The organism is Ruegeria sp. C2 (assembly GCF_056537765.1).
This window is the reverse complement of the sequence record NZ_JBQFRZ010000002.1, coordinates 527,546-537,957: the sequence shown is the minus strand read 5'-3', so window position 1 is coordinate 537,957 and position 10,412 is coordinate 527,546. Positions and strand designations below refer to the sequence as shown.

General features: G+C 58.5%; 12 protein-coding genes. 9 read left to right on the top strand and 3 right to left on the bottom strand.

What is annotated here, in order from left to right:
• From ACR0IV_RS12375 to ACR0IV_RS12355, 5 genes are all read left to right on the top strand, one after another.
• Positions 1 to 199 (top strand): hypothetical protein (locus ACR0IV_RS12375; RefSeq protein ID WP_480734150.1); only part of this gene is annotated, 199 nt, incomplete at its 5' end.
• Positions 200 to 479: 280 nt separating this feature from the next.
• Positions 480 to 1,229, top strand: coding sequence for a 5-oxoprolinase subunit B family protein (locus ACR0IV_RS12370; RefSeq protein WP_480659409.1), 750 nt, complete (start codon positions 480 to 482; stop codon positions 1,227 to 1,229).
• Positions 1,226 to 2,221 (top strand): 5-oxoprolinase subunit C family protein, encoded by a 996-nt coding sequence (locus tag ACR0IV_RS12365; protein ID WP_480659407.1) that lies wholly within the window; start codon positions 1,226 to 1,228, stop codon positions 2,219 to 2,221. Before ACR0IV_RS12370 ends, ACR0IV_RS12365 begins: the two co-directional genes overlap by 4 nt.
• A gap of 12 nt (positions 2,222 to 2,233) precedes the next feature.
• Positions 2,234 to 2,995 (top strand): LamB/YcsF family protein, encoded by a 762-nt coding sequence (locus ACR0IV_RS12360; protein WP_480659405.1) that lies wholly within the window; start codon positions 2,234 to 2,236, stop codon positions 2,993 to 2,995.
• 130 nt (positions 2,996 to 3,125) lie between these two features.
• Entirely contained in the window at positions 3,126 to 4,373 is a 1,248-nt protein-coding gene (locus ACR0IV_RS12355) for a hypothetical protein (protein WP_480659404.1), read from the top strand.
• Positions 4,374 to 4,442: 69 nt separating this feature from the next.
• Here ACR0IV_RS12355 and ACR0IV_RS12350 read toward each other — a convergent pair whose 3' ends face one another.
• Complete coding sequence (locus tag ACR0IV_RS12350) at positions 4,443 to 5,816, bottom strand: D-alanyl-D-alanine carboxypeptidase family protein (RefSeq protein WP_480659403.1); 1,374 nt, start codon at positions 5,814 to 5,816, stop codon at positions 4,443 to 4,445.
• Between the two features lie 281 nt (positions 5,817 to 6,097).
• Entirely contained in the window at positions 6,098 to 6,799 is a 702-nt protein-coding gene (locus tag ACR0IV_RS12345; protein WP_480659402.1) for an HAD family hydrolase, read from the bottom strand.
• Positions 6,800 to 6,893: 94 nt separating this feature from the next.
• Between ACR0IV_RS12345 and clpS the strand changes: the two genes are divergently transcribed.
• Genes clpS through hemF form a run of 4 tightly spaced genes read left to right on the top strand, consistent with a single transcriptional unit; the run spans position 6,894 to position 9,954 of the window.
• Positions 6,894 to 7,235, top strand: coding sequence for an ATP-dependent Clp protease adapter ClpS (gene clpS, locus ACR0IV_RS12340; protein WP_480470794.1), 342 nt, complete (start codon positions 6,894 to 6,896; stop codon positions 7,233 to 7,235).
• 28 nt (positions 7,236 to 7,263) lie between these two features.
• Positions 7,264 to 8,226, top strand: coding sequence for a class I SAM-dependent methyltransferase (locus ACR0IV_RS12335; protein ID WP_480659399.1), 963 nt, complete (start codon positions 7,264 to 7,266; stop codon positions 8,224 to 8,226).
• 37 nt (positions 8,227 to 8,263) lie between these two features.
• Complete coding sequence (locus ACR0IV_RS12330) at positions 8,264 to 9,064, top strand: SDR family NAD(P)-dependent oxidoreductase (protein ID WP_480659398.1); 801 nt, start codon at positions 8,264 to 8,266, stop codon at positions 9,062 to 9,064.
• A 5-nt stretch (positions 9,065 to 9,069) separates the two neighbouring features.
• The gene (hemF, locus tag ACR0IV_RS12325; protein WP_480659397.1) at positions 9,070 to 9,954 is read left to right on the top strand and encodes an oxygen-dependent coproporphyrinogen oxidase; all 885 of its coding nucleotides are present in this window, start codon (positions 9,070 to 9,072) and stop codon (positions 9,952 to 9,954) included.
• Between the two features lie 3 nt (positions 9,955 to 9,957).
• Here the strand turns inward: hemF and ACR0IV_RS12320 are convergent, their stop codons facing one another.
• Positions 9,958 to 10,365: a hypothetical protein gene (locus ACR0IV_RS12320; RefSeq protein WP_480659396.1), complete on the bottom strand. Its 408-nt coding sequence runs from the start codon at positions 10,363 to 10,365 to the stop codon at positions 9,958 to 9,960.
• Between the last annotated feature and the right edge of the window lie 47 nt (positions 10,366 to 10,412).

The following is a 10,412-nucleotide window of genomic DNA, read 5'->3' as shown; positions in this document are numbered from 1 at the left end:
CCCAGTCTCTCCCGAGCGTCCAACCGTCTCTCCGGCCCGTCTCCGCCGTTCCCAGCGTCCCAACAACCACCTCAGCAGCGCCGGTGAAGGGCGTTCTATGCCTTACGCATTCAACGCGCAAGTGGAAAATTCAAGAAACTCGCAAAAAACTGCAAAATCATGTTTTACGCAATTATATCAAATGCTTGACGAGACGTAGTTGCGAAGAAACTTGCCAAAATCGACCACTCAGGCGTCTGGCCGTTCCGCTTGACGTTCGGAGCCTGTCTGCTCGACCCCTATATATAGTGAGAACTTCCAAACCGGCCACAAGACTGATCCGACTCGATTGCGAAAACCGATTCATTTCCAAGTTCAGAATCGCTACCCCAATCGGTTCGGCTCGGTGCAACACCCGCCGACCTTGCAAGGCCTTGCGCATTCTCTACGGATAGGCTCAGGTCTCCTCAACGCTCAAACTATAAATCCGCGAACGTGACATGACACCTGACCCTCGATTCCCCTTGATGCGAACCGTCGGATTTGACGGGCTGCTGGTGACATTTGCTGAAACCATGTCTGAGCCATCAAACCGCGCTGCCTTAGCATTCCGAGGGGCTGTTGAGACGCTGCAGCTAGACGGTGTGCTTGAAACCTCGGCCTCGCTGGCATCTGCCTACGTTCGGTTCAACCCATCACAGGTGTCGCATCAAGATATCGAAGCGCGGTTACACGCGCTATTGGATAGTCGCGACTGGTACCACGCGCCGCTGCCAACCGGGCGACGGTTCTGGAAAGTGCCAACGGTCTACGGCACCGATCTTGCGCCGCAGCTGGAAGATGCGGCGGCAGCAGCAGGATTGGATCCGGCAGAAGCGATCAAACGACTCAGCGAGACGCGCGTGCGGGTTCTGACAATCGGGTTTGCACCGGGGCAGCCATATCTTGGCCCGTTGGGATCAGAGTTCAACATTCCGCGCCTGAAGGAGTTAACGCCAATGGTGCCCGAAGGAGCGCTGGTTCTGGCGATTTCACAATTTGTGTTGTTCTCGGGGCCAACGCCCACCGGATGGCGCCATGTCGGGCAGACCGCATTCAGGTGCTTTCGCCCTGACATGGAGCAGAGCTTTGCGCTCAACCCCGGTGATGAGATGCAATTCGTCTCGGTCTCGCGCGATGACCTGGAGAATATCCGGGCGACAAGCACCGACGGGATAGGCGGCGCAACCTGCGAGGAGATCACGGCATGAGTCTGATCGTTCATCGCATTGGTCCCGCCTGCACCATTCAGGATCAAGGGCGTACCGGATATCTGGATCAGGGTCTGTCGCGCTCGGGTGCCGCGGATGTATCGGCGTTGTACGAAGGGGCTGCTCTATTGGGACAGAACCCTGCCTGTGCCGCTCTGGAAATGGCGGGGATGGGCGGTGAGTTCGAAGCGACTGCGCCCACCGCCATCGCCCTGACCGGAGCGCCGATGCAAGCCAGCATCGATGGCAGCCCGGTTGTGTGGAATGCATCTCATCAGATGGAGGCCGGACAGCGATTGGTGATCGGGTCGGTGCTGCAAGGTAGTTACGGGTACCTGCATCTGGGTGGTGGAATTGAGGCCGACGTCATGTTGGGATCTCGTTCGGCCCATTTGACCGCCAGAATCGGGCGCGCCGTTCAGATAGGCGATCGCCTGCCTGCAGTCGGAACGGGCAAAACAGGCCTAAAGCTGCGCTTGGATGATCGCTTCTCTGGCGGGGTCTTGCGGGTGATCGCCAGCTTTCAAACCGCGCTGTTTGATGACGAGACACTAGGGCGGTTCACGCAAACGACATTTCAACGGGGCGCACGGGCCAACCGCATGGGCATGCAATTGGACAGCAATGGTGACGGGTTCGCAGCCAGGGGTCAGCTGAACATCCTGTCCGAGGTCATCACCCCCGGCGACATCCAGATGACCGGCACTGGCGCGCCCTTTATCCTGCTGCCCGAATGCCAGACCACCGGAGGTTATCCGCGCATCGCAACCGTCCTGCCCTGTGATCTGCCCCGCGCGGCACAAACCCCGGCGCACGGTCAAATTCAGTTCGAATTCGTATCGCTGGGACAGGCCTCAGCACTGCAAGCCGCTTTCGAGGCTGACCTTGCGCACTTGCCGGGTCGTGTTGAACCTCTGGTCCGCGATCCACACGACATTCCGGACCTTTTGTCCTACCAATTGATCAGCGGAATGATCTCCGCCACTGACTAGGGAGTTATCGCGATGCCGAGCGTCGATCTGAATGCCGATATGGGGGAAAGTTTTGGCCCTTGGAACATGGGCGATGATGAGAGCCTTCTGAGGATCATCACTTCGGCCAATATCGCTTGTGGTTTTCACGCCGGAGATCCGGATGTGATGGCCAAGACCATGGCTCTGGCAGCTGAAAACGGCGTTGGCATTGGTGCTCATCCCGGTTTTCCTGATTTGCAGGGGTTCGGGCGGCGGAACATGAAAGTGCCCCACGAAAGCTTGCGCAATCTGGTGCGCTATCAGCTGGGATCGGCCATCGGCATGGCCAAGGCGGTCGGCACCGAAGTGCGGCATCTTAAATTGCACGGGGCGCTGGCCAATATGTGCTCGGTCGATATCGATATGGCACGGGCCTGTTATCAGGGCGCGCTGGATGTGGATCCGGACATCATCATCATGGTGCTGGCAGTCACCAAACAGGAAGAAGCCGTACGTGGGCTGGGCTGTAAGTGGGTCGGCGAAATCTTCGCCGACCGTGCATACAATGACGATGGCACGCTGGTGGATCGGTCTCTGCCGGGGGCGGTTATTCATGACCCCGCACTGGCCGGGCCGCGTATTCTGAACATGGTGAAAGAGGGCGCGATCATCACCGAATCCGGTAAGCGGCGTGAGACTTCAATCGATACGATCTGCCTGCATGGGGACGGTCCGACGGCGGTTCAGATCGCGCAGTCGGTGCTTGAGAACTTGATCGAGGGCGGTGTCGAGGTCACGAAATTCATGCCTTAGTCATCTTTGCGTCAGGTTCAAACCCCAAGTGCAGACTGTTGCCCGTGCAGGCCTAAGCGCCTAGCATGAATGGCAAGTGTATGTTCCGACTGCCACAAATCTGCACGAGACCGCACAGGGAGGTGCGCCAATGTCTTTTGATCTGATGTCTTATGAACCCCGGGGCGACAAGAAGAACTCGGACTTCTTCACCGAATATCTGCCGAAAATTTACGAGCGCCGCGTCAGCTCGGGGATTGCAGATCAGGTTGACGCAATGCGTGCGATTGTCATTCAGGTTGAACCCGATGCGTTGTTCGACACTTTGATCGAGCTTTATGTAATGACTCCATATCGCCATACGGCCAGCTATCTGGGTCAGACACACAAGTTCTCAGTGATGCATTCGCACTCCGATTATCCTGCGCTGATCCTGATGGCCCCACTCAGCCCGGCGTTCGAGGATTTCATTCCCCGCATCAATCGCATGTATCCTCTGGCACGCGGCACTCCGCAAACACGCTATGTGGGCGAAATCTACGGGGCCACCGATCTGAAAGCGCTGACCGGAACGCTTGAGGATCAGAATATTCGGTTCGAGTATTCTGGCGACACCGAGAACCCGTTCTACACGCTGGACGGTTTTCGTTTCACAACGCCTTCAGATTTCACCTGCAATCGGGTGGGATACTCGACGCTGGATTTCAACGACACCGACAGTCTGGGATTGGGCGATCGGGTGCTGCTGAGCGATGCAGAACAGGCGCGGCTGGATCAGGCCGCAGCATTTGGCACAGACAGCAAGATCGCGCCGCTGATGCTGGGCATCGACCACCTCGCCACCCGCGTTCTGGCGGGCGAGCGTGAGGACGCGATCCTCGAATTTCTGACCATGGTCCCCTATTACTTCTGGGGGGCGTACAACATATTCGACATGAACTCGTCGACCAATGTGAACCGCAACGCCAATGTGGATGACGACAAGAAATCCCCCGCAAAGGTGTTCACGGCCAATAACACGCCTTCCTTCGTGAATTCCTTCGCCAAGCTGCCCATGCCGACCGAGGATTTCGTGCGCAACTTCGGACGCCGCTTGCACCACATGGCGGTCGAGATTCAGGACGGGGATCATGGCGCAGGTGAAAAGAACGTCGATTTTGTGGTCAACACGCTCAAGGACAAAGGCGTGCCGTTTCTGGCCCATGTGGTGGGCGAGTGCAAAGACGACCCGAACCTGAAGCAGATTTTCTCGAAACACTCCAAGAACACGCTGCTGATTACCGAATATATCGAACGCTGTCATCACTATGACGGGTTCTTTACCAAAGATAATGTGGCCGCGCTGACAGCCGCTGCGGGTCAGGACGAACAATACCAGCACGGCCACGTATTCGACTGACGGGGTAACAAAAAAAGGGCTGCGAAGTGATCGCAGCCCAGGCCCATCCAGGAGAGAATATGCCGGGTCTTATGACGGCCCGATCATGAAACAAGTGACATTTCGTGCTTGCAACCGGCGGCAGGCCAAATCTGCCTGTTCGCGGGTCATGCCCTGAAATGTAGCATCAAAGCCGCGCGAACTCTGGTTCACCTTGCGCAGCGTGCCTTCCAAGGTGGTCATTTCCGACAGGGCAGTTTTCAACAGAACCTTCTCGGCCTCATACCGGGTTGTATAGCGGCCCACATTGACACCCCAAAGATGCCCGCCCGAGGTCGACAGGCGTGTTACAACCTCCTGCTCGGGCTCTGGCTGTTTCGCGGGCGCAGCAGAGGCAAGTACCACACCGTCAGGACGCGCTTCGGGGCGCGTTGTTCCCTCAGATGGTGCAACATCTGCCTGCGCAATCGCAGCGGCAATACCATCCTGAATCCGCGTGCGGTTCTTCTCGGCGGTCTCGGCCACCGAGCCTGCCACCTGCACGGCCGCAACCGGACGCAGCACCGGGCGCAGACTGGTCTTGGGCGCACCTGCCGCAGCAACCTGAACCGCCCCTACCCCTGCATTCCCAGCATAGGTCGGGCGTGCAGGCTTGCGGATTGGCGCACGCGAGGGGGCACGGCGGAAACCCATATCCAACAGTTCAGCCACACGCGCGTTACGCGATGCACCCGATTTGCCACCAAAGACAGTGGCGATGATGCGTTCATCCTTGCGCTTGGCCGAGGCGACCAGATTGAAACCAGCCGCGCGGGTATAGCCGGTCTTGATTCCGTCCGCGCCTTTGTAAGCCGCCAGCAAGCGGCGGTTGGTATTCGGAACGGTCTTGATCCCGGCATTTGTCGATTGGCGCGAGAACAGGTTGTAATATTGCGGATAGTCGTACAGCAGGTGACGGCCCAGCGTGGTCATGTCGCGCGCGGTCGACAAATGCCCCGACTCGGTCAGGCCATGGGCATTCTTGAAGGTCGTCCGGCTCATTCCCATCGCTTTGGCGGTGCGGGTCATGCGGCGCGCAAAGGCCGCCTCGGACCCGCTGAGCGTGATGCCAATTGCGGTCGCGGCGTCGTTGGCCGATTTCACCGCTGCCGCACGGATAAGATAGCGGAAGGCAATCTTCTGCCCCGAACGAAGCCCCAGCTTGGACGGTGGCTCTGCCGCTGCCGCCTTGGTGATGCGTACCTGTGTATCCAGTGTGATCTCACCGTTTCGAACGGCTTCGAACGCGATATAAAGCGTCATCATCTTGGTCAGCGATGCCGGATGCAGCCGCGTGTCGGCATTGCGCGAATGCAGCACCTCACCCGTGCGCGCGTCAATGACCATGGCCGCGTAAGGGGCCGCAAGGCCCTGGAGTGGCGCAAAAGAAAGCAGCCACAGGAATGCTATAAGGAATAAGCCCATTCGGGCCGGAACTGTCCGCCGAATCTGCACGATCTTTGCCTCTGTCTGCCTCGCACCGCCGGGTTTTCCCGGTCGGTAATTCTTTTCTTTATATCTCGCAGGCTAACACAGAGACTGATTTAAAGAAACCGAAAGCTCGGGGCGCAGCGATCACATTCTCGGAAGTCGCAACGCCATATCTTGTGGAACTCGTCGCTCAATCTACCAAACCGGCGATTGCGCCAGAAATCGGGCAGAGCGTCGATACAATTTTCCGGTAACTGAGGCGAAACGGCAACAGGTCAGGGAATCCGCGCTACCAGCGCCGCAAGATCGCCCAAATCGCGCAATTCACAGAATCGAGGGCTGGCGGCCGGCACCTCTGCCTGCTCGATTTCCCAGACCAGCCCATGCGGCACATACACACCCCAACATCCGGCCTGAATCGAAGCCACCACATCGGACCGCATCGAGTTGCCCACCATCATCGCCGACTCTGGGCCATCGCCATGCTGGGTAAAGATTGACGCATAAGTCGCCGCCGTTTTCTCGGACACAATTTCAACCCCGTCAAACAGCTCACCCAAACCGGATTGCGCCAGCTTGCGCTCCTGATCGATCAAGTCACCTTTCGTGATCAGCAGGACCCTGTGCGTCTCAGCCACCGCTTCGATGGCCTCGCGGGCATGGGGCAGCAATTCGATGGGATGGGCAAGCATCTCTTGGCCGGCTTCGATCAATTGGCGGATCACCCCAGCCGGAACCCGGTCCTCGGTCACTTCAATCGCGGTTTCGATCATCGAAAGGATGAAGCCCTTGATGCCATAGCCATAGTGCCGGATGTTACGCTTTTCAGCGGCCAGTAGACGCTCCATCAGATGATCGCGTTCTGCATGATCTGCCAGCAACTCAGCGAAGTATGCCTGCGTTAATTGAAAAAACCGTTCGTTATGCCAGAGCGTATCATCGGCATCGAACCCGATTGTGGTCAGCTTGTCCTGCATAGCGATTCCGACTCGTAGCTCTTTTCTCCGGCCATGGTGACGTTATATAAGCCCTGAAACAAACCGAAGCGTGAATCGGGATTCTCTTACAGCAATGCGCCAAGACCAGTGGATCATGTCCGACAAGGATGACGAGAGCGACGAAACGTCGGTCCTGGTGCAGACGCGCCCCAAGACCAAGCGTCCGCCTCTGTATAAGGTTCTGTTGCTGAATGACGATTACACACCGATGGAGTTTGTCGTTCATGTGCTGGAGCGGTTCTTCGGCATGACTCACGCTCAGGCGTTCGAGATCATGTTGACCGTACACAAGAAAGGTGTCGCGGTGGTTGGCGTGTTCAGCCATGAGATCGCCGAGACCAAAGTGGGTCAGGTGATGGACTTTGCCCGCCGGCACCAGCACCCTCTGCAATGCACCATGGAACGCGAAGAATAACGCGCGTCCGCAGCCGGGTTTGCCCATCATGTCCCCTCGTCTCGATCTAGCCCTGAACAGCGGGCTCAGCCTGTCGCAGCCGCTGACTGTTCTGGCCCCGGCCACCGACCAAGATTTGACGGATCTGGCGCATGAGACGCAGGTGGTGCAGCCGTTCAAACCCTTTCACGATCACTTTGCCGCCCAGGGCTTTGCAGCCACACCCGAAAGCGATGCGCCCTGTCAGGATGCCATCGTCTTTCTGCCTCGCGCCAAAGCGCTGGCCCGTGCGTTGGTCCATCAGGCCTGCAGCCGCGCCAGCGGCGTGGTGGTGGTAGACGGGGCTAAAACCAATGGCGTGGACAGCCTGTTGAAAGACATCCGCAAGCGCGTTGCGGTCGAAGGGCCGATCTCGAAGGCGCATGGCAAGATTTTCTGGTTTCAGTCCAATGCGGATGCGTTTGCCGACTGGGCCGCGCCCGAGGGTCAGATGGTCGACGGCTTCCAGACAGCACCCGGCGTGTTTTCCGCTGACGGTATCGACCCTGCCTCTGCGCTGCTGCTGAAATCTCTACCGGCGAAACGCGGTGCGCGCATCGCTGATCTGGGCGCGGGCTGGGGCTTTCTGTCCGCCAACCTGATCGACGATACGCTGCATAGCCTACATCTGGTTGAGGCCGATCACACCGCCCTCACCTGCGCCCGTTCCAATGTGCCGGACCCACGCGCGCAGTTTCATTGGGCCGACGCCACCACTTGGACTGCGCCCGAGCCGCTGGATATGGTGGTCATGAACCCGCCCTTTCATACCTCGCGCAGTGCCGATCCGGCCCTGGGTCAGGGCTTTATCGCCAGTGCAGCGCGCAATCTGACACGAAATGGCAACCTGTGGATGGTCGCCAATCGCCACCTTCCTTACGAAGCCACACTGACCGAGACCTTCGCGCAGGTCGAAGAAGTCGCAGGAAACAACCGGTTCAAGGTGTTCCATGCCTCTCGCCCTCGCAGGTAGGGCCCGTTAACCTGCGCCAGAACTCAGGAGGATTCGCATGTCCTTTTCCATCGCGGGCAAAACCGCAATCGTTACAGGCGGTGCAAACGGCATCGGGCTGGCCATCGGACGGCACTTTGCCGATGCGGGGGCCAATGTCATGTTCGCAGATATGGACGAAAAACGCCTGTCCGAAGAGCTGGGCGAACAGGCCGATGACAGTAACATCCGTTACTTCGCCGGAGACCTGCGCGAGAAGCTGACCATCGCCAATCTTCTTTCGGCCACACTGGATGCGTTCGATCAGGTCGATATCCTGATCAACGGCGCACGGCAGGTGATCCCGTCGGACCCGTTGGACAGTGATGACGACTCGGTGCGCATCTTGCTGAATCAGAACTTGATGCCCGCGTTGCGGCTCAGCCAACTGGTCGCCAAGCGCTTTATCAAACAAGCCGATGGCGATGATGAGAACCCCGCCGGGTCGATCATCAATCTGTCCTCGATTGCTGCACGCCGCACGCATCCGGACCTGATGGCCTATTCCGTCTCGACGGCCGCTTTGGATCAGATGACGCGTTCACTGGCCGTGGCGCTTGCGCCGAACCGTATCCGGGTGAACTCGATCGCGCTGGGATCGGTGATGAGCGCCTCGTTGCAGTCCACGCTGAAAGAAAACCGCGACTTTCGTGTCGACATCGAAAAACACACGCCGCTCGCCCGGATCGCCGCCCCGAACGAGTTGGTCGAAACCGCGCAGTTCCTGGCCTCGGACGCTGCTGGCTTCATGACCGGACAAATCCTCACCATTGACGGAGGCCGCACGCTGCTGGACCCCGTCGCAGCCCCGGCCCATTGATCCTGATGTTTGACACTGAAAAAGCCACCGCCTCTACCTGGTTCCGCCAATTGCGGGATGAGATCGTAGCCGCATTTGGGGCGCTGGAAGACAGCCACGACACCGGTCCGTTCTCGCAGGCCGAACCGGGCCGGTTCGAGGTGAAAGAGACGCAACGCCAGTCCGACGATGGCTCGGACGCAGGCGGAGGTCTGATGTCTGTGATGCGCGGCGGCCGCGTATTCGAAAAAGTAGGCGTCAATGTATCAACCGTTTATGGCACGTTGGGCGAACGTGCACAGAACGCGATGGCCGCGCGCAAAGGCATTCCGGGTATGAAGGACGACCCGCGGTTCTGGGCCTCGGGCATCAGTCTGGTGGCGCATATGCAGAACCCGCATGTGCCTGCCGTCCACATGAACACGCGGATGTTCTGGACCCCACACGCCTGGTGGTTCGGCGGCGGATCCGATCTGAACCCCTGCATCGAATACGATGAGGACACCGCCCATTTCCACGCCACCCAGAAGGCCCACCTGGACCCGCACGGGCCAGGGCATTACCCGCGCCTCAAGGACTGGGCCGACGAATATTTCTATATTCCGCACCGCAAGCGTGCGCGGGGCGTCGGCGGTATCTTCATGGATGACTACTGCACCGGCGACTGGCAGGCTGATTTCGCCCTGACGCAAGACATAGGCCGGGCTTTCCTGCCCGCCTTTCTGCCACTGGTCCAGAAACGCCGGGTGCAGAGCTTTGACGACACCGATAAGGACACACAATTGGTGCATCGTGGGCTCTATGCTGAATACAATCTGGTCTATGACCGGGGCACCAAGTTTGGCTTGGAGACCGGACACGACCCGGATGCAGTCCTGATGAGCTTGCCGCCGCTGGCAAAATGGGTCTGACGGCTAGAAACCCATATCTATGAAGTTGTCCCAGCAATAGCCCTGCGCCGAAGCAGCCGTCATGCTGGCACCCACAGTTTTTACGGTTACGGAATAGGTTGAGACGTTCTCGGCCCCTTCAGGTGGCGTAAGCGAGAATTGCACGGTGCGAACGCCCCTCTCATAAGGCTTTGAGATATAGATGCGTTGGTTGGACGGCGTCCGCAATGTGCGGATCGCATAATCTCCGATCCCGCACCAATAGGCGACGGGCGCTGAAGATCCGATGGCAGCGACCTCAAAGGTACCGTCCTGCAGCGGTGTCACTGTTGTCCGAAACGCGGGCCGGACGCCGAAACCAACGCCGACGGCTTGCGCAACAACTGGCATCAGAACAATTGTCATCACGCAGGTGAGTTTCAGAAAACGCATAGTGAATACCCTTTTCCCTAGCCTGGCCCGAAGCAGCAGAGCATGAA